The organism is Streptomyces sp. NBC_01723 (genome assembly GCF_036246005.1).
In the GTDB taxonomy this organism is placed as follows: Bacteria; Actinomycetota; Actinomycetes; order Streptomycetales; family Streptomycetaceae; genus Streptomyces.
Genome location: NZ_CP109171.1, coordinates 5,924,141 through 5,943,128, shown reverse-complemented (window position 1 = coordinate 5,943,128; position 18,988 = coordinate 5,924,141). Strand labels below are relative to the sequence as shown.

At 72.9% G+C, this 18,988-nt stretch carries 14 protein-coding genes; 4 read left to right on the top strand and 10 right to left on the bottom strand.

The genetic code is table 11. The features are described 5' to 3' along the window. The first annotated feature begins 217 nt into the window (after positions 1-217). The gene (gene lexA / locus OIE75_RS27560) at positions 218-997 is read left to right on the top strand and encodes a transcriptional repressor LexA (protein ID WP_122618505.1); all 780 of its coding nucleotides are present in this window, start codon (positions 218-220) and stop codon (positions 995-997) included. Positions 998-1,118: 121 nt separating this feature from the next. Here lexA and OIE75_RS27555 read toward each other — a convergent pair whose 3' ends face one another. The 4 genes from OIE75_RS27555 to OIE75_RS27540 all read right to left on the bottom strand — a co-directional run bounded on the left by OIE75_RS27555 (position 1,119) and on the right by OIE75_RS27540 (position 7,348). Continuing rightward, positions 1,119-3,137, bottom strand: a complete 2,019-nt coding sequence (locus tag OIE75_RS27555; protein ID WP_329472403.1) for an ATP-dependent DNA helicase — start codon at positions 3,135-3,137, stop codon at positions 1,119-1,121. Between the two features lie 166 nt (positions 3,138-3,303). Continuing rightward, positions 3,304-3,960 carry a GNAT family N-acetyltransferase gene (locus OIE75_RS27550; protein WP_307015458.1) on the bottom strand — a complete coding sequence of 219 codons (657 nt, stop codon included), beginning with the start codon at positions 3,958-3,960 and terminating at the stop codon, positions 3,304-3,306. A 76-nt stretch (positions 3,961-4,036) separates the two neighbouring features. Further along, on the bottom strand, positions 4,037-6,001 hold the full coding sequence (locus OIE75_RS27545) for an IucA/IucC family protein (RefSeq protein WP_443078394.1): 1,965 nt from the start codon (positions 5,999-6,001) through the stop codon (positions 4,037-4,039). A 45-nt stretch (positions 6,002-6,046) separates the two neighbouring features. Then, a complete protein-coding gene (locus tag OIE75_RS27540; protein WP_443078393.1) occupies positions 6,047-7,348 on the bottom strand; it encodes an aminotransferase class III-fold pyridoxal phosphate-dependent enzyme in 1,302 nt (433 codons plus the stop codon). A gap of 293 nt (positions 7,349-7,641) precedes the next feature. Between OIE75_RS27540 and OIE75_RS27535 the strand changes: the two genes are divergently transcribed. Both OIE75_RS27535 and OIE75_RS27530 read left to right on the top strand, forming a co-directional pair. Beyond that, entirely contained in the window at positions 7,642-8,868 is a 1,227-nt protein-coding gene (locus OIE75_RS27535; protein ID WP_307015456.1) for a trypsin-like serine peptidase, read from the top strand. Between the two features lie 65 nt (positions 8,869-8,933). Continuing rightward, positions 8,934-10,151, top strand: a complete 1,218-nt coding sequence (locus OIE75_RS27530) for a trypsin-like serine peptidase (protein WP_329472398.1) — start codon at positions 8,934-8,936, stop codon at positions 10,149-10,151. A 112-nt stretch (positions 10,152-10,263) separates the two neighbouring features. Here OIE75_RS27530 and hflX read toward each other — a convergent pair whose 3' ends face one another. The 6 genes from hflX to miaA form a co-directional block, all read right to left on the bottom strand. Next, positions 10,264-11,757 (bottom strand): GTPase HflX, encoded by a 1,494-nt coding sequence (hflX, locus tag OIE75_RS27525; protein ID WP_122618511.1) that lies wholly within the window; start codon positions 11,755-11,757, stop codon positions 10,264-10,266. A 146-nt stretch (positions 11,758-11,903) separates the two neighbouring features. Next, on the bottom strand, positions 11,904-13,487 hold the full coding sequence (locus OIE75_RS27520) for a M1 family metallopeptidase (protein WP_329472395.1): 1,584 nt from the start codon (positions 13,485-13,487) through the stop codon (positions 11,904-11,906). A gap of 75 nt (positions 13,488-13,562) precedes the next feature. Then, positions 13,563-15,788 carry a RelA/SpoT family protein gene (locus OIE75_RS27515; protein WP_329472394.1) on the bottom strand — a complete coding sequence of 742 codons (2,226 nt, stop codon included), beginning with the start codon at positions 15,786-15,788 and terminating at the stop codon, positions 13,563-13,565. A gap of 216 nt (positions 15,789-16,004) precedes the next feature. Beyond that, positions 16,005-16,889 (bottom strand): diaminopimelate epimerase, encoded by an 885-nt coding sequence (gene dapF, locus OIE75_RS27510; RefSeq protein ID WP_329472393.1) that lies wholly within the window; start codon positions 16,887-16,889, stop codon positions 16,005-16,007. A gap of 72 nt (positions 16,890-16,961) precedes the next feature. After that, positions 16,962-17,462 carry a hypothetical protein gene (locus tag OIE75_RS27505; RefSeq protein WP_307018165.1) on the bottom strand — a complete coding sequence of 167 codons (501 nt, stop codon included), beginning with the start codon at positions 17,460-17,462 and terminating at the stop codon, positions 16,962-16,964. Between the two features lie 107 nt (positions 17,463-17,569). Further along, positions 17,570-18,508 carry a tRNA (adenosine(37)-N6)-dimethylallyltransferase MiaA gene (gene miaA / locus OIE75_RS27500; protein WP_307015451.1) on the bottom strand — a complete coding sequence of 313 codons (939 nt, stop codon included), beginning with the start codon at positions 18,506-18,508 and terminating at the stop codon, positions 17,570-17,572. A 183-nt stretch (positions 18,509-18,691) separates the two neighbouring features. Here miaA and OIE75_RS27495 point away from each other — a divergent pair, with 183 nt between their 5' ends. Next, entirely contained in the window at positions 18,692-18,967 is a 276-nt protein-coding gene (locus OIE75_RS27495; RefSeq protein WP_307015450.1) for a hypothetical protein, read from the top strand. Positions 18,968-18,988 lie beyond the last annotated feature (21 nt).

Here is an 18,988-nt window from a genome sequence, read left to right as displayed (position 1 = left end):
ACTGGGTCGACATCCCCGAGGTTGTCACCACGGCGGTGAAGAGTACAGCAATGTGCCCTTTTGTTGCGTTTTTGCCTGTAGGCCACCGCGGTAGCCATACACCCAGACACGCAGTACGAGCGAGCGATTCACGTTTTTTCACTCGAACGTGTGTTTGGCGCAACCTTTCGAAAGCTACTACCGTTGTGCAGCAGGGAGACCATCGAGAGGGGCCGACGTGACCACCACCGCCGACAGTGCCACCATCACTGGCCAGGACCGCCCCCAGGGCCGACCTGAGCCGGCGCACGCGATGAGCGACGCCGCGAATCCCGAGGGACACAAGCGCTCCCTACCGGGCCGACCTCCCGGCATCCGGGCGGACAGCTCGGGGCTCACCGACCGCCAGCGCCGGGTGATCGAGGTCATCCGCGACTCCGTGCAGCGCCGCGGATACCCGCCGTCGATGCGGGAGATCGGGCAGGCCGTCGGCCTCTCCAGCACCTCCTCCGTCGCGCACCAGCTGATGGCACTGGAGCGCAAGGGCTTCCTGCGCCGCGACCCGCACCGCCCGCGCGCCTACGAGGTGCGCGGCTCCGACCAGGCCGCCAGCGTGCAGCCGACGGACACGGCAGGGAAGCCGGCCGCGTCGTACGTCCCGCTCGTCGGCCGCATCGCCGCCGGTGGCCCGATCCTCGCCGAGGAGTCCGTCGAGGACGTCTTCCCGCTCCCCCGGCAGCTGGTCGGTGACGGCGAGCTGTTCGTCCTCAAGGTCGTCGGCGACTCGATGATCGAGGCCGCCATCTGCGACGGCGACTGGGTCACGGTCCGCCGCCAGCCGGTCGCCGAGAACGGCGACATCGTCGCCGCGATGCTCGACGGCGAGGCCACCGTCAAGCGCTTCAAGCGCGAGGACGGCCACGTCTGGCTGCTCCCGCACAACTCGGCCTACGAGCCGATCCCCGGTGACGACGCGACCATCCTCGGCAAGGTGGTGGCCGTACTGCGTCGCGTCTGAGCGCCACGGCGGGCGGGCACGCCACGACAGCGCCCCGCCGACCCGACCGGGCCCCGGAACCTCTGCGCCGGTTCCGGGGCCCAGCGCTGTGCGGGACCCGCGCGGTGCGCGAGGCCGGTGCTCAGGCGCCCTCCGTCTCCTGAGCGTCCTCCGCCTCGCGTGCCTTCGCGTCAATGGCGGCGAGGGACCTGCGGACCTGATTGCGGTCGGTGGTGAACCAGAAGTCGGGCAGGGACGCCTTCAGGTAGCTTCCGTACCGGGCCGTCGCCAGCCGCTGGTCCAGTACGGCGACCACGCCGCGATCGCCCGACGCCCGCACGAGCCGGCCCGCGCCCTGCGCCATCAGCAGGGCGGCGTGGGTGGCGGCGACCGCCATGAAGCCGTTGCCCCCGGCCTCCTCCACCGCCTTCTGGCGCGCGCTCATCAGCGGGTCGTCCGGACGCGGGAAGGGGATCTTGTCCATGACGACCAGCTGGCAGCTGGGGCCGGGGACGTCGACGCCCTGCCACAGCGACAGGGTGCCGAAGAGGCAGGTCGCGGGGTCGGCCGCGAAGTTCTTGATCAGCTCGCCCAGGGTCTCCTCGCCCTGGAGGAGGATCGGGTACTCCGGAATGCGGGAGCGCAGCTCCTCGGCGGCCAGCTGAGCGGCGCGCATCGAGGAGAACAGGCCCAGGGTGCGGCCGCCCGCGGCCTGGATCAGCTCCGTCAGCTCGTCGAGCATGTCGCCCCGGTCGCCGTCGCGCGCGGGGCGGGCCAGGTGCTTGGCGACGTAGAGGATGCCCTGCTTGCGGTAGTCGAAGGGCGAGCCGACGTCGACGCCCTTCCACTGGGGCACGTCGTCGCCCTCGGTGCCCTCGGGTGCGAGGCCGAGGGAGGCCCCGACCCCGTTGAAGTCCCCGCCCAGCTTCAGGGTCGCCGAGGTCAGGACGACCGAGCGGTCGGTGAAGAGCTTCTCGCGCAGCAGGCCCGCGACGGACATCGGCGCGACCCGCAGCGAGGCCCCACTGTGCCGATATGCGGCTCCGCCGCGGGGCTCATGCCGCTCGTACCAGACGACGTCCCACTCGGAGCCGTTCGTGATGCGCTCCGCGACGTCGTGCACGGCCTCGACGGAGGCCAGGGCCTGCTTGCGGACCGCGTCCTCGTCCTGCACGGACTTGTCGCGGGTGGCGCCGATGGCCGAGATGACCGTGCGGCTGGCGTCGCGCAGTGCCATCAGGGCGTAGCCGAGGTCCTCCGGGATCTCCTCCAGGCGGCCCGGCAGCGCCAGCTCCATCAGCCGCTCGAAGCCCTCGGCGGCCGTCTGGAGCTGGTCGGCGGCCTTCTCGTTGGCCAGCTTCGCGGCGCGGCGCACGGCGCGGTTGACCTGGCCGGGGGTCAGCTCGCCGGTGGCGACGCCGGTGACGCGGGAGACCAGCTCGTGCGCCTCGTCGACGATCAGCACCTCGTGCTGCGGCAGGACGGGGGCACCCTCAATGGCGTCGATCGCGAGCAGGGCGTGGTTGGTGACGACGACGTCGGAGAGCTTGGCGCGCTCGCGGGCCATCTCGGCGAAGCACTCGGCGCCGTAGGCGCACTTCGTGGCGCCCAGACACTCCCGGGAGGAGACCGACACCTGCGACCAGGCCCGGTCGGAGACGCCCGGCGTGAGGTTGTCGCGGTCGCCGGTCTCGGTCTCGTCGGCCCAGTCGCGCATCCGCAGCAGGTCCTGGCCCAGCTTGCTGGTGGGGGCGGCGGCCTCGAACTGGTCGAAGAGGCCCTCCTCCTCGTCCTGCGGGGCGCCCTCGTGCAGCCGGTGCAGGCACAGGTAGTTCGACCGGCCCTTGAGCATCGCGAACTCCGGGCGGCGGCGCAGCTGGGGGTGGAGCGCGTCGACCGTGCGGGGCAGGTCGCGCTCGACCAGCTGGCGCTGGAGGGCCAGCGTCGCGGTGGCCACGACGACCCGCTCCCCGTGCGCGAGCGCGGGCACCAGGTAGCCCAGGGACTTTCCGGTGCCGGTTCCGGCCTGGACCAGCAGATGGGAGCCGCCGTCGATGGCTTCCTCGACGGCTTCGGCCATGGCCACCTGGCCGGGACGCTCCGTGCCGCCGACGGCGGTGACGGCGGCGTGCAGGAGTTCGGGGAGTGAGGGCTTCGTCATAGCGCGACCACCCTACGACCCGGCACTGACAAACGGGCGGGCAAGGCGGGTTCGAGGGACGGGAGAGGCGATGCGGGGGGCTGGGGGGACGGGTGGGGCAAGAGTGTCTCCGGGACGGGCGACTGGCCTACGGGGGGATGCGGCCCCAGGGGGGCGGGCCCGCGCTTCACGGTGACACGCGCGGCGCCCGTTCGCGGATCATGAGGGCGGCCCGCTTGGCGGGCAGGTCGACCTCGGCGGAGTACCGGTACCCGGCGCCGAGGAACGCCGCGACGGAGGGCGCGTTGCGGACGTCGGGTTCGGCGAGGACCCGCGTGCAGGCGGGCCGTGCGGCGAGGACGAGGTCGGTGACGGCCCGGATGAGCGTGGTCCCGAGGCCCTGCCCGCGGTCGGCGCCGTCGCCGATCAGGAGGTGGAGGCCGGTGTCCTGCGGCCGGACGGGACAGTACCGGGCCAGCGGGTCGAGGTCGGCCCGGTAGATCTCCCAGTAGCTCATCGGCACACCGTCGAGCACGCCTACGCACGGGACGCTGCGTCCGTCGCCGGTGAGCTGCGCCCTCACGTGGTCCGCCGTCACGCTCGGCGGCCCGGTCAGTTCCCAGTACGCGGCGACGGCGGGGTCGTTCATCCAGCGGGCGACGAGCGGAACGTCCCGCTCGGCGTGGACCGGCACCAGGTGGAACACGCCCGCGGGTGTGTCGGCCGGGCCCCAGTCCGAGACCCGGCCGAGCAGGTCGTCCCCCGTCCTCCCGTAGAGGGCGACGAACTCCGCGGGAAGGTGCAGGTCGAGGGTGTCGTCGGCGCTCGCGTCGGTGGAAACCAAGGGTTCGCTCCTTCGGGGACGGAGGGGACACAGGGGCTGGATGGCTGGATGGGCCGGAGTCGGGGCGGCGCCCCGCTCAGGCGCGCAGTGGGTTGGCGATGGTGACGTAGACGGACTGGGTGTCCACCGGGCCGACCAGTTCGTCGAGTCCGCGCAGCCGGGTCAGCAGGTTCGCCTTGCAGCGCAGGACTGGCGAGTCGAGCAGGTGCGCCGGAAGTGAGCCGCCCGGCGCGGCGGAACCCGGGGCCGACCCGCTCAGGAACCGTCGGAAGGCGGCGAGCAGCAGTGTTTCGTCGGCAAGGCCCTGGGAGCCGAAGGCACCGATGAGCCCGAACACGTTGTTCACCGCGAGGTAGTACGCGAAGCGCTCGTCGGTGACGGCGTCGGCGACGAACGTGTCGCTCCGCTCGCCGATGCCCGGCAGCCGGGCGTCGAGTACCGCGCGGTGGGACTCCCGGAAGTAGTAACCCTGGTTGTCGCGGTAGCGGCCGCCGGCGGGCCAGCCGTCGGCGTCCAGCAGCAGGAGCGTGTTCTGCTGGTGCGCCTCCAGGGCGATCCCCGCGTGCGCGTCCAGCCACAGGACGGGACGTACGACGTGGTGAAGGTAGCGCAGGAACCACTCGGCGGCGACGGCCCCGCGCGTGCGGCCGGTCCGCCGGGCGAGTCGGGTGACGAGACCGGCCAGCCGGGAGCTGGGGGCGTCGGCGTCGGTGTCTTCCGGCCCGCCGGAACCGTCCACCCGCGCGTGCGGGCGCGGCGCGACGAGGCCGGCCACGCACGACACGTCGTCCGAGGGCCGGAAGGGGTTGTGCCGGACGACCACGTCGAGTCCGCGCTCGGGACCACCGTCCGGTCCGTCGACGGCGAGCCAGGCCGGGTCTCGGACGATGTCGAAGTCCGGGTGGACGGCCTGCCACTCGCGGGACAGTCCGCCGCGCAGCAGCCGGTGGACCTCGACGCCGCGGTGGAGTTCCTTGCGGAGGTTCTCGCGCCGGGAGTTGGTGACGTGCAGGGCCAGCGAGAGCTTCAGCATGGCGGGCGCGCCGGTGCGGTGGACGGTCCGCAGCGAGGATGTGGGATGCCAGCGGGCGCCCCCGGCACCGAGGTCCCTGAGCAGCCCGGCGTCCAGCAGCGCGGCGGTCGTGGGGCGGTGTTGTACGGCGCGGAACTGCCAGGGGTGCAGGGGCAGGAGCGCGTATCCGTCCGGCGGCACCGGCCCGTCTCCCGCCAGGCGGGCCGTGAGGTCGGGCGCCGTGACCCGGCGGCCGCGCTCGGTCCAGGCCGAGTCGGTGGCGAGGACGGACGGGGCGACGGCCACCCAGTGCAAGGGGAAGGAGCCGCGCAGTTCGGGTGAGTACCGCCGGGCCTCCGCCCCGGTGAGGCCCTCACGGCTCTTGGGGGTGGGATGCAGCGGGTGCCCCAGGAGGAGCGCCTGCTCGGCGGCGAGGAACAGGTCGGTGCCGGCTTCGGCCGGGGAGCCGCCGTCGGGGCTTGCCTCGCGGTCGCGGAGGAATACGGCGGTGCGGCGGACGGAGTCGGCCACGCGGCCGACGAGATCGGTGCCGTCGGGACCGGGGTCGCCGGACGACTCACGCGCGAGCAGCGCGGCGAGCATGACCGCGTCCACGGGCGGCGCCGAGGCCGGGGCGCCGGCCGGCCGCGGGAGGCCGAAGCGGTGGTGTCCGGTGGGGGACCGGTAGCGGACGGGAACGGCCAGGGCGGAGCGGGAGGCGGGGAGGGGGAGGCGCAGGACGCCGTCGTCCGGAACGTCCAGGCCGGCCTCGCGGACCCAGCAGCGGAGCAGGTTCTCGACGGTGGCCGCCTGGGCCGCCGCGTGGTGGCCTGCCATCGGGACATCAGGCGTTGCCGTTGCCGGGGCACCAGGCGTTGCCGGGACACCGGGCGTTGGCGCAACAGCGGGCGTTGCCGGAACCGCGGCGGTCGCCGGTCTCGGAGCGGGGACCGTCCTCGCGGCGAGGGCCGCCGGTGGGGTGGCGGGCGGGCGGGTACCGGTCGGCTCGGGTGCGGGGGTGGTGTGCAACGTGGTCCTCGTGACGTACGGAAGTGGGTGCGGACGGTCTCGGTCTCAGCGCGCCTCGCGCGGCCGGTGGGGTGGGCCGTGGTCGGCGCGGCCCCGTTCCACCGCCTGCACGGCGTCGGCGAGGCGCTCCAGGACCGCCGACGTCTGCTCCTCGGTGACGATCAGGGGCGGCAGCAGTCGTACGACGTTCCTGGCCGGACCGGTCAGATCCACGATCAACCCGCGGCGCAGGCACTCCCGTTGGACGGCGGCGGCGAGTTCGCTCGCGGTGTCGCGGCGCCCGTCGCGGCCAGGTGCCTCGCACCCACCGCCCGGCGCCGTCAGTTCCATGCCGATCATCAGTCCTCGCCCGCGCACGGCGCCGACGCACGCGAACTCCTCGGCCAGGGAACGCAGTCGGGACAGTATCCGGTCACCCAGGGCGGCGGCGTGCGCGGCGAGGCGGTGCTCGCGGACGTGGGCGAGGGTCGCCGCGCCCGCGGCCAGGGCGAGTTGGTTGCCGCGGAAGGCGGCGGCCCCGGGTCCTGCGGCGTGTCCGCCGTCCAGGTCGGCCCGGTGGACCACCGCGGCCAGCGGCAGGCTGCCACCGATCGCCTTGGAGAGGACCAGCACGTCGGGGGTGACTCCGCTGTGCTCCACCGCCCAGAAGGCACCGGTCCGGCCGACGCCCGTCTCGGTCTCGTCGGCGATGAGCGGGACGGACCCTTCGGCCGTGATCCGCCGCAGGTCGCGCAGCCAGGGGTCGGGGACGGGCAGGACGCCGTCCTCGCAACGTACCGGTTCGAGGAGCACGCCGGCGGGCGGTTCACCGGCGTCGGCCGGGCAGCACGCCGTGACGTCCGCAGCGTGGTGGGCGCCGGTGAGGGTGACGACGCGGGTGCGGCCGGTGGCGGCGCGGACGAGGGCGACTGCGGTGGCGACCGGGTCGGTTCCGCCCGGTCCGCAGAAGCGCACGCGCGCGTGGTCGGCGAGGCCGGGCGGCAGGGTGCGCAGCAGTTCGGTGACGAAGGCGTCCTCGACCGGGGTGGTGAGGCCCATGACCTGCAAGGGGGCGCCCGAGTCGAGAACCCTGCGGATCGCCTCCAGCACGACGGGATGGTTGTGCCCAAGGGCCAGGGACCCCGCTCCCGAGGCGCAGTCGAGGTAGCGGCGGCCGTCGGCGTCCTCGATGGTCAGCCCCCGGGCCCGCACGGGCACCACCGGCAGGGCGCGCGCGTAGGTACGCGCCGCGGTCTCGCGCGCCGGCTGACGCCTCGGAACGCCCTCGCTCCCGCCCGCGGGCCGGGCACACGAGCGCACGGCACTGCCGCCGCCGGCCGCGATCACCTCGTACGCGGAACCCCTCACGGCCTCCCCCACCTCCCGCTGTCCGGATGCGATCCGTCGACGGCGGACCCCCACCGCTAGCAACCGCGGCGCGTGCCGGGGGTTACGGGTTGCCCGAAGATCCTTGCCGGCCGGGCGGCTGTGTCCGAACCGTTGCCGTTCCGTCGGAACTCCCCCACAGGCGGCGCATAGTGTGTGGTCCCGTTCCAGGTCGCCGCCGCTCCGGGGAGTTCGGGAAGTCCGGGAGACCGGGCCGGGGCAGCGGAGCGAGCGGCGCGGCACCACGTTCGTTCACAGCAGGGGGAGTCAACACCATGCGATCCATACGTCCGTCGTTCAGCATGCGCGGAAAGGGGCGCGGACGGCGCGGGAGCTCCTCCGCGGCCGCCGTGGCGCTCGTCTCGGCGCTCGCGCTCACCGCCACGGCGTGCGAGTCCGGGGACCCGGAGGCGGGCGGCGACGCCTCCGCCTCCGCGACGGCCGCGGAGGACGGAAACGGCGGGATCCGGATCCCGGACCACATCAAGGACAAGCTCAAGGAACGCGGGATCGACGTCGACGACTGGAAGAACGGCGCCTGGCGGGACTGGAGCAAGGACGACTGGCTGCGCGAGGCGCAGGACTACGTCAACCCGATCATCGCGGGCCTGTGGGACCCGGACCGCATGCGGGACGCCGAGGAGCCGGGCAAGGAGGTCGACGACAACGACCTCTCGGGTGACCAGGGCGTCACCGACCCGGAGCCGGCGCCCGTCGAGGCGCGGGCCGTCGAGCCCAAGTACCACGACAACGCCGCCACCGCGGGCAAGGTGCTCTTCGACTCCCCCCAGGGCTCGATGGTCTGCTCGGCGACCGTGGTGGAGGACCCGGCCAACCCCGGAAAGTCCAACCTGGTCTGGACGGCGGGCCACTGCGTGCACGCCGGCAAGAAGGGCGGCTGGTACCGCAACATCGCCTTCGTGCCGTCGTACAACGACGCCGGCAAGTCGGCCGAGCAACTGCAGAACGCCACCAAGGAGGAGGTCGCTCCGTACGGCGTCTGGTGGGGCGACTGGGCGCAGACCTCGGACCAGTGGATCGAGCAGGGCGGTGCGACGGGCGGTGACGGGGCCTCGTACGACTACGCCGTCATCCATGTGACGCCGGAGAAGGGCAGCGGCGGCAAGTCGCTGGAGGAGACGGTCGGCGCCGCGCTGCCGGTGGACTTCGACGCGCCCGCGGTGCCCGAGGTCGAGAGCATCGAGGCGACCGGCTACCCGGCCGCCCCGCCGTACGACGGTCAGAAGCTGTACCAGTGCCAGGACAAGCCCGGGCGGCTGTCCATCAACGCCGCCGACCCGACGATGTACCGCATCGGCTGCACCATGACCGGCGGCTCCTCCGGCGGCGGCTGGGTCGCGACCGGCTCCGACGGCAAGCCGGCGCTGGTGTCGAACACCTCGATCGGTCCGGTGACGGCGGGCTGGCTGGCCGGTCCGCGGCTGGACAAGGGCGCCAAGGGCGTGCTCGACGCGGTGAGCGGCAAGTTCGCCGGCCAGTGAGCGCGACCCGTACACCGCGCTGAATCAAGTTCACTCACACACGTTCCAACGGGGGTCGTCCCAGCATGCGTTCCACACCCAGGTCCGCCGCGCCACGGCGCGCGCGGCGCACCGCACTCGCCGCCGCCGGTCTCGTCACCGCGCTGACGCTCACCGCCACCGCCTGCGGCGGCTCGGAGCAGGACGAGGCCGCCGCCAAGCCCGGCGGTGACACCTCGCAGGCCGCCGACGCCGGTGACACCGGTGGTGGCGAGGGCGGTCTGCCCGCAGGTGTCGCGGACCGGCTCAAGGAGCAGGGCATCGACGTCGACCGGTGGAAGGACGGCGGCTGGAAGAACTGGGACAGGGACAAGTGGCTCACCGAGGCCAAGGACTTCGTCAACCCGGTGATCGAGGGCCTGTGGAAGCCTGATCGGATGAAGTCCGCGAAGGAGGCCGACAAGACGGTCACCACCCAGGACGCGTCCGCCGACCAGGGCGCCACCGACCCCGAGCCGACCCCGGTGGAGGCCGTCGCCGAGAAGACGCCGTACCACGACAACGCCGCCCCGGTGGGCAAGGTCTTCTTCGACTCCCCCGAGGGCTCGATGGTCTGCTCGGGCACCGTCATCAAGGACGTCAACCACCCGGGCAAGTCCAACCTGGTGTGGACGGCGGGCCACTGCGTGCATGCCGGTGGCAGCGGCGGCTGGTTCCGCAACATCGCCTTCGTGCCGTCCTACAACGACCTCGGCAAGTCCGAGGCGCAGCTGGCCGACGCGACCACCACCGAGATGGCGCCGTACGGCACCTGGTGGGCGAACTGGGCGTCGACCTCGAACCAGTGGATCCAGGGTGGTTCGGAGAACGGCGGCGACGGGGCCGCGTACGACTACTCCGTGCTGCACGTGAAGCCCGAGCAGGGGAGCAAGTCCCTGGAGGAGACGGTCGGTGCCGCGCTGGAGGTGGACTTCTCCGCCCCCTCCGCGACCGAGGTTCCCAGCATGGGTGCCTGGGGCTACCCGGCCGCGGCGCCGTACAACGGGCTGGAGATGTTCAAGTGCGTCGACCGGCCCGGCCGGCTGTCGCTGAGCCCGTCGCTGCCGACGATGTACCGCATCGGCTGCACCATGACCGGCGGTTCGTCCGGCGGCGGCTGGTTCCGGGTGGTGGACGGCGAGACCAAGCTGGTCTCGAACACCTCGATCGGCCCGCTGGAGAACACCTGGCTGGCGGGTCCGCAACTGGGCCCGGAGGCCCGGTCGATGTACCAGAACATGAGCAAGACGTACGGCGGCCAGTGACCGCGCGGCCTGCCGGGGGCTCCTGCTCCCGGCAGGCCGAAGGCCCGCCCCCGCGATGTGCGGGGGCGGGCCTTCTTCGCGCTTGCGGCGCTCGTGCGCTGGGGTGCTCGGGTCAGAGCGCGGGCGCCGGAACGTACGGCGTCAGTTCCGCCGCCAGCTCCTCGTGCACCCGGACCTTGAGCAGGGTGCCCTCCGCGGTGTGCTCCTCGGAGATCACCTCGCCCTCGTCATGGGCGCGGGCGACCAGCTTGCCATGGGTGTACGGCACGAGCGCCTCGATCTCGACCGAGGGGCGCGGCAGCTCGTTGTCGATCAGCGCGAGCAGCTGGTCGATGTTCCGGCCGGTGCGTGCCGAGACGGCGATGGCCCGCTTCTCGACCCGCAGCAGCCGCTGGAGCACCAGCGGGTCGGCCATGTCGGCCTTGTTGACCACGACGATCTCGGGTACGTCGGTGGCGCCGACGTCCCTGATCACCTCGCGCACGGCGGCCAGCTGCTCCTCCGGGACCGGGTGCGAACCGTCGACCACGTGGAGGATCAGGTCGGAGTCGCCGACCTCCTCCATCGTGGAACGGAACGCCTCGACCAGGTGGTGCGGCAGGTGCCGGACGAAGCCGACGGTGTCGGCCAGCGTGTACAGCCGGCCGCTCGGCGTCTCCGCGCGGCGCACGGTCGGGTCCAGGGTGGCGAACAGGGCGTTCTCCACCAGCACGCCCGCGCCCGTGAGGCGGTTGAGCAGCGAGGACTTGCCGGCGTTGGTGTAGCCCGCGATGGCGACGGAGGGCACCTTGTGGCGCTTGCGCTCCTGGCGCTTGATCTCGCGGCCGGTCTTCATCTCCGCGATCTCCCGGCGCATCTTCGCCATCTTCTCGCGGATCCGGCGCCGGTCCGTCTCGATCTTGGTCTCACCGGGGCCACGGGTGGCGAGGCCGCCGCCCTTGCCGCCGCCCATCTGACGGGACAGCGACTGACCCCAGCCGCGCAGCCTGGGCAGCATGTACTGCATCTGCGCGAGCGCCACCTGCGCCTTGCCCTCTCGGGACTTGGCGTGCTGGGCGAAGATGTCCAGGATCAGGGCCGTACGGTCGATGACCTTGACCTTGACGACGTCTTCGAGGTGGATCAGCTGTCCGGGGCTCAGCTCACCGTCGCAGATGACGGTGTCGGCGCCGGTGTCGAGGACGACGTCGCGCAGTTCCTCGGCCTTGCCGGAGCCGATGTACGTCGCGGCGTCGGGCTTGTCGCGGCGCTGGATCACGCCGTCGAGGACGAGGGCGCCGGCGGTCTCGGCGAGGGCGGCGAGCTCGGCGAGCGAGTTCTCCGCGTCCTGCACGGTGCCCGATGTCCACACGCCGACGAGGACGACCCGCTCCAGGCGGAGCTGGCGGTACTCGACCTCGGTGACGTCCTCGAGCTCGGTGGACAGGCCGGCGACGCGGCGCAGTGCCGCGCGGTCGGAGCGGTCGAACTGCTCACCGTCCCACTGCGAGCCGGTCTCGTGGTTCCAGGCGACGTCCTCTTCCATCAGGGCATCGGCCCGGAGGCCCTCGGGATAGGTCTGCGCGAGACGCTTGGTGTCCTGGGAGGGGGAAGAAGAGGAGGTCATTGGATCCTTACGTAGCTGGGAAGGGGGTCGCGCTGCACTTCGGCCGCGACACTCTGCACAACGCACGAGCCGCCGGGGAGATTCCCGCGGCCCGTACCGCGCCGTCCCGAAGATGGTCGCACGGCACGGGCCGTCTCGTCACCGGCTTATTCGCCGTTCGCCTTCTGGGACCCGTGAGCCTTCTTGGACCCGTGAGCCTTCTTGGACGCGGGCGCCTTGGTGGCGGCCGTCGGCTTCCAGTCCGGGTGGCCGGGCATCGGCGGGGTCTTCTCCCCATACAGCCAGCCCTGGAAGAAGGCGCCGAGGTCGCGGCCGGAGATCTCGGAGGCGAGCCGGACGAAGTCCGCGGTGGTGGCCTTGGCGTCCCGGTGGCGGTCGACCCAGACGGACTCCAGGCGCTCGAAGGCGGTCCGGCCGATCTCCTGGCGCAGCGCGTAGAGCACGAGCGCGGCACCGTCGTAGACGTTGGCGCGGAAGATGCCGGTCTTGCTGCCGGAGGTGGGCGGCTTGGGTGCGGCCGGGGGCCCTCCCTTGGCGCGCCAGCCGTCGGAGGCGCCGTAGGCGGCCTTCATGCGCGCCGCCACGGACTTCTCCGCCTTCTCCTCCGCGTACAGCGCCTCGTACCAGGTGGCGTGCCCCTCGTTGAGCCACAGGTCGGACCAGGTGCCCGGGCTGACGCTGTTGCCGAACCACTGGTGGGCCAGCTCGTGGACCATGATCGACTCGACGTACCACGCGGGGTAGCCGGGCTCCGTGAACAGTTCGCGCTCGAAGAGGGAGAGCGTCTGGGTCTCCAGTTCGAAGCCGGTGGTGGCGTCGGCCATGAGCAGGCCGTACGTCTCGAAGGGGTAGCGCCCGACCTTCTTCTCCATCCAGGCGATCTGGTCCGGCGTCTTCCGCAGCCACGTTTCGAGCGCCGCGCGGTGCTTGGTCGGCACGACGTCCCGTACCGGCAGTCCGTGCGGGCCGGTGCGGTGCAGCACCGTGGAGCGGCCGATGGACACCTGGGCCAGCTCGGTCGCCATGGGGTGCTGGGTCCGGTAGGTCCAGGTGGTCGAGCCCCCGGTGCGCTCGACGCCCGCCGGCAGTCCGTTGGCGACGGCGGTGAGGCCGTCGGGCGCGGTGACGCGGAAGGTGAAGCTCGCCTTGTCGGAGGGGTGGTCGTTGCAGGGGAAGACCAGGTGGGCGACGTCGGCCTGGTTGGCCATGGCGAGGCCGTCGGCGGTGCGCACCCAGCCGCCCTGGCGGTCCTCGGCGTACACGGGATCGCTGCTGTGCCGCACGGTGATCCGCGTCCACTCGCCCTCGTCCAGGGCGTCCGCGGGTGTGACGACCAGGTCCTCGCCGGCCGTGGCGAAGGCCGCGGGCTCGCCGTCGACCTCGACGGAGTCGACCTTGCCGTGGGCGAAGTCGAGGTTGACCCGGTCCAGGTCGGCCGTCGTCCGGGCGTCGATGGTGGTGACGGCCTTCAGTGGCTTGGTGTTGCTGCCCGAGTAGGTGAAGGAGAGGTCGTACGCCGTGACGTCGTACCCGGGGTTTCCCAGGTGCGGGTAGAGGCGGTCGCCGACGCCGAGCGGGGCCGGCGGGGCGCTCGCGGCGACCAGGCAGACGGAGACGGCGGAGGCGAGCAGGGCCGCCGCCCCGAGCCTGCGGCGGGAGCCTACGCGGGGGCGCGGACGCGGGGACTGAGAGGCGCGAGGGGCGTGAGCGGTGTAAGGGGTGTACGGCATCCCTCACGGCTATCAGCGCGCGTGTGCCCCGCGGCGACGGCGCGCGCCCGGTGCACCCGAACGGGTACGTCCCGCTCAGGCCCCGGTGGGCTGCGGCTGGGACCGGCTGACGTCGTACACCCCGGCCACGTCGCGCATCGCGCGCATCAGGGCGGGCAGCCGGGCCGCGTCCGGGAGCAGCACGGTGTAGGTGTGGCGGACCCGCTGGCGGTCCGGGGGCTCGACGGTCGCCGAGACGATCTCGGCGCCTTCGAGGGCCATGGCCTCGGTGAGGTCGGCCAGGAGGTGCGGGCGGCCGAACGATTCGGCGAGCAGCGTGACCCTGCACTCGGTGCTCTCGCCCCAGCGCACATCGACCTCGGGGCGCCCGGCGCTCGTCATGCGGGCCACCGCGGGGCACTCCGCGCGGTGCACGGTCACCACTCCCCCGCGGACGGCGAAGCCGGTGATCCGGTCCGGTGGCACGGGCGTGCAACAGCCGGCCAGGCGGACGGTCGCGCCCGGCAGGTCGACCAGTACGTCGGGGGAACCGGCTCCGGAGCCGGGACGGACCTCCGGCACGTCCGCCGTCGGGCGTGGGGCGGGCGCGGGGGCGTCGTCTGCCGGGGCGGCGCCGCGGGCCGGGTTCCCGGCCGCCGCCTCTCCCCCTGCCGCCGCCTCGGTCTCGGGGTCGGCGGACGTGGGCGCCGGACGCGCGGCGAGACGGCGCTGAATGGCGATCCGCGCGGCGGGCGTGTGGGCGTGCTCCAGCCAGTCGCTGGAGGGCTCGGAGGCGGGGTCCTGGCCCATCAGGAGCTGCACGCCGTCGCCGTCGCGCAGCACCGTGCTCATGGTGGCCAGGCGGCCGTTCACCCGGGCGCCCATGCAGGCGTGCGCGTCCTCGCCGTACTGGGCGTAGGCGGCGTCGACGCAGGTGGCGCCCTCGGGGAGGCCGAGGGTGCGGCCGTCGGGGCGGAAGACGGTGATCTCGCGGTCCTGGGCGAGGTCCTCGCGCAGGGTGGACCAGAAGGTGTCGGGGTCGGGTGCGCCGCGCTGCCAGTCGAGCAGCCGGGAGAGCCAGCCGGGGCGCGTCGGGTCGGCGCGTTCGCCGTCGCCCGCGGACTGCTCCTCCGGCGGCGTGGCGTACGGGTTGCCGAGCGCGACGACGCCCGCCTCGGCGACCTTGTGCATCTGGTGGGTGCGGATGAGGACTTCGACGACCTGGCCGTCCGACGGGCGGGCCACCGCGGTGTGCAGCGACTGGTACAGGTTGAACTTCGGGACGGCGATGAAGTCCTTGAACTCCGAGACGACGGGCGTCATACAGGTGTGCAGTTCGCCGAGGACGGCGTAGCAGTCGGCGTCCTCCTGCACGAGCACCAGGAGGCGGCCGAAGTCGGCGCCGCGGAGCGGATCGCGTTTGCGGGAGACGCGGTGCAGGGAGACGAAGTGGCGGGGCCGGATGAGGACTTCGGCGTTGATGTCGGCCTCGCGCAGCACCTTGCGGACGTCCTCGGAGACCTCGGCCAGCGGGTCGTCCGCGCGGGCGGCGTTCTCGTCGACCAGCTCGCGTGTGTGCTCGTACTCCTCGGGGTGCATGACCGCGAAGACGAGGTCCTCCAGCTCGGACTTGAGCGCCTGGACGCCGAGCCGTTCGGCGAGCGGGATGAGTACGTCCCGGGTCACCTTGGCGATGCGCTCCTGTTTCTCGCGGCGCATCACGCCGAGGGTGCGCATGTTGTGCAGCCGGTCGGCGAGTTTGATCGACATCACGCGGACGTCGTTGCCGGTGGCGAGGAGCATCTTGCGGAAGGTCTCGGGCTCGGCGGCGGCGCCGTAGTCGACCTTCTCCAGCTTGGTGACGCCGTCGACGAGGTAGCGGACCTCGGCGCCGAACTCCTCGCCTACCTGATCGAGCGTCACATCGGTGTCCTCGACGGTGTCGTGCAGGAGCGAGGCGGTCAGGGTGGTGGTCTCCGCGCCGAGTTCGGCGAGGATCAGGGTCACGGCGAGCGGGTGGGTGATGTACGGCTCGCCGCTCTTGCGCATCTGGCCGCGGTGCGAGGACTCGGCCAGCACGTAGGCGCGGCGCAGCGGGTCGAGGTCGGCGTCGGGGTGGTGGGCGCGGTGGGCCTCGACGACGTGGCCGATGGCGTCGGGCAGCCGGCCGCGGGCGGTGGAGCCGAGCAGCGCGGCGCGGCCGAGGCGGCGCAGATCGATCCGGGGGCGGGCCTTTCTGCGGGCCGCCGCGGGCGCGACGGGGCCGACGCTCGCGGGCGTCACGGGGCCGGGGCTCGCTGGATTCACGGCCTCCGCGTTCATGGGCACCTCCGGCTGCGTAAACCGGCGGACGGGGTATCCCAGGGCGGACACGGCTCAGGGGATGGTGTCGGTCCCCCGTCCGGGCCGGTGCTTGATGCTATCGAGCCCACCACGTGCGGCCGACCGCCTCTCGCCGAGCGTGAAACGGATCACCCATTCGAGCGATGAGCCGAGGGTTTACGTTTTCGTACTGAGTGTCACGGACCGGGCTGTGGTTCACCCGGCCGTCGTGGTGGCGAGTACCCCTTCCAGCCATGCGGAGTCGAACTCTCCCTCCGCCACGATCACTGCCGGACCGGTCATCTCGACCTCGCCGTCGGGGCGCTCGGTGATCACCAGAGTGCCGCCGGGCAGGTCGACGGTGTAGGTCGCCGGGGTTCCGGTGACCGCCGGGTCGGCGCCGTCCCTGCGCGCGGTGGCGACGGCGACGGCACACGCGCCGGTGCCGCAGGAGCGGGTCTCCCCGGAGCCGCGCTCGTGCACCCGCATCGCGACGTGGCGGGGGCCTCGGTCGACGACGAACTCGACGTTGACCCCGTCCGGGTAGGCGGCGGCCGGCCCGACGGGCGGGGCGGTGTACAGGTCGCCCGCGTGGTCGAGGTCGGCGACGAAGGCGACCGCGTGCGGGTTGCCCATGTTCACGTTCCGCGCGGGCCAGTGGCGCTCGCCGACGCTCACCTCGACGTCGCCCTCGGGGAGCAGCGCGCGGCCCATGCCGACGGTGACGTCACCGTTCTTGGCGAGGTGCACGGTCTTCACGCCCCCGCGCGTGGCGACGGCGAGGTCTCCCTCGGTGACGTGCCCGGCGCGCTGGAGGTAGCGCGCGAAGACCCGCACGCCGTTGCCGCACATCTCCGCGACCGAGCCGTCGCCGTTGCGGTAGTCCATGAACCACTCCGCCTCGGCCGCCATGCCCCGGGCGTCGGGGTGCGCCGCGGACCGCACCACGTGCAGGAGTCCGTCACCGCCGATGCCCGCGCGGCGGTCGCACAGGGCGGCGACGGCGGCGGGGGGCAGGTCGACGGTGTTCTGCGGGTCCGGGACGATCACGAAGTCGTTCTCGGTGCCGTGACCCTTGAGGAAGGCGATCCGCGTGCTCATTCCTCGATCGTACGGGTTGGGTACGACGAGCCGGGGGCGGGAGCCGGGGGGGGGCGCGTGCGGGCGGGGGTCTCAGCCCCGCAGGCGGGCCACTCGCCACACGGCCAGGACGACGATCGCGGCGACCGCCAGGGCGTAGACGATGATCATCCGCCAGTCGGCACGGCGTCCGGATCCGCGCTGCGGGAGGCCGGGCCAGGTGTAGCCGACGCGGCGGGCGGCCATCATGCCCCAGCCGGCCGCGCACGAGCAGATCAGCAGCCCCAGCATGGCGATCACGGCGCCGCTGTCGCCGAAGTCGAAGGCGAGCGGGAAGGCGAACATCAGGGAGCCGAGGGCGGCCAGGCAGACGATGGGCGCGAGCTGCCAGATCCGCAGTCGCCGCTGGGGCCGCAGCTCGACCTCGACCTCGTCCCCGTACATCTCGTCGGGCTCGGGGCCGTCGGCCGCCACGCCCTGCGGGGTCTCGTCGGGGCCGTCGGGGCTCAGGGCGGGCCCGTCCGGCTCCGGGCCACCGGGGCCGGCGGTGCCGTGCTCGGTGCTCGGTGCGGTGTCGCGAGGGCCGGCCTCCATCGCCACGCGCCCTCCCAACTAGGACTCACTCGGTCGATCGAAGCTCGATGATGGCACGCCGTCGGAGGCCGGGATGACGGCCGGGGCGTCCCGATGCCATCACGTGATCAGGCTGTAACCGGTCGTTCGACCAACGACAGGGCGAGCCGCGGAAGTTCCGTGCGATCCGCCACACCCCCACTCAACCAGTGCACCCGCGGGTCGCGCCTGAACCATGAATCCTGACGGCGCGCGAAGCGCTTGGTGGCACGGACGGTCTCCGCGCGCGCCTCGTCGAGCGTGCAGTCACCGGCGAGCGCCGTGAGCACCTGCTGGTAGCCGAGCGCGCGCGACGCCGTACGCCCCTCGCGCAACCCCCGCGCCTCGAGTGCGCGCACTTCCTCGACCAGTCCCGCCTCCCACATCCGGTCGACGCGGCGGGCGATGCGCTCGTCCAGTTCGGGGCGTGCCACGTCGACGCCGATCTGCACGGTGTCGTAGACGGAGTCGTGACCGGGGAGGTTGGCGGTGAAGGGGCGGCCGGTGATCTCGATCACCTCGAGCGCCCGCACGATCCGGCGGCCGTTGCCGGGGAGGATGGCCCGCGCGGCCTCCGGGTCGGCGGCGGCGAGCCGGGTGTGCAGCGCCCCCGAGCCCAGCTCGGCGAGTTCCTCCTCCAGCCGGGCCCTGACCTCGGGGTCGGTGCCGGGGAACTCCAGGTTGTCGACGGCGCCGCGGACGTAGAGGCCGGAGCCGCCGACGAGGACGGGCCAGCGCCCCTCGGCGAGCAGGGCGTCGATCCGCTCCCGGGCCAGCCGCTGGTACTCGGCGACGGACGCCGCGACCGTCACGTCCCAGATGTCCAGGAGGTGGTGCGGGACGCCGCCGCGTTCCCCGGGCGTCAGTTTGGCGGTGCCGATGTCCATCCCACGGTAGAGCTGCATGGAGTCGGCGTTGACGACCTCGCCGCCCAGCCGCTGGGCCAGGAAGACGCCCAGATCGGACTTTCCGGCCGCGGTGGGTCCGACTACGGCGATGACACGGGGGGCGGAGGGTGCGCTGCTCACCGCACCAGTCTCGCAAACCCCGCACCTCGCCCTCGAACGAGTTACGTGACGGTCCGCAGCCGGGGTCGTTGCCCGTTGCGAGGTTCCCGCTCCCCGGACGGCCGGGGCAATGGCCCAGGCCACGCAGTCGGACGCACCGGCTGCCGCGGGATTTCGCCCGCACGAGTAACGTATGGAGTTGAAATGGGCGTTTTTGCACGGCTTCTCCGGAAGTCGAAGAACACCGAGGAGGCGTCGGCCGCCGAGACCGGGGCCGACGGCACGGAGACCGAGCGGGCCGCGGAGGAGACCACGGCGGAGGCCGCGGAGACGGCCGGGTCCGGCCCTCGGAACACCGCGGAGACCGACGAGGCCGCCACGGCCCCGGAGGCCGCCGACTCGGACGGTGTCGGCATCCCCAAGCAGCAGTCCGCCGGGGAGGCCGTCGACAACGAGGCCGACAAGGGCGCCCACACCTGACCGCCCCGTGAGGGAAGGCGA

Bases quoted from the DNA above. Each gene is read 5' to 3' on its own strand.
- OIE75_RS27555 (WP_329472403.1), bottom strand. From the start codon at position 3,137: ATGACGAAGCCCTCACTCCCCGAACTCCTGCACGCCGCCGTCACCGCC.
- OIE75_RS27535 (WP_307015456.1), top strand. From the start codon at position 7,642: ATGCGATCCATACGTCCGTCGTTCAGCATGCGCGGAAAGGGGCGCGGA.
- OIE75_RS27530 (WP_329472398.1), top strand. From the start codon at position 8,934: ATGCGTTCCACACCCAGGTCCGCCGCGCCACGGCGCGCGCGGCGCACC.
- hflX (WP_122618511.1), bottom strand. From the start codon at position 11,757: ATGACCTCCTCTTCTTCCCCCTCCCAGGACACCAAGCGTCTCGCGCAG.
- OIE75_RS27520 (WP_329472395.1), bottom strand. From the start codon at position 13,487: ATGCCGTACACCCCTTACACCGCTCACGCCCCTCGCGCCTCTCAGTCC.
- OIE75_RS27515 (WP_329472394.1), bottom strand. From the start codon at position 15,788: ATGAACGCGGAGGCCGTGAATCCAGCGAGCCCCGGCCCCGTGACGCCC.
- dapF (WP_329472393.1), bottom strand. From the start codon at position 16,889: ATGAGCACGCGGATCGCCTTCCTCAAGGGTCACGGCACCGAGAACGAC.
- OIE75_RS27505 (WP_307018165.1), bottom strand. From the start codon at position 17,462: ATGGAGGCCGGCCCTCGCGACACCGCACCGAGCACCGAGCACGGCACC.
- OIE75_RS27495 (WP_307015450.1), top strand. From the start codon at position 18,692: ATGGGCGTTTTTGCACGGCTTCTCCGGAAGTCGAAGAACACCGAGGAG.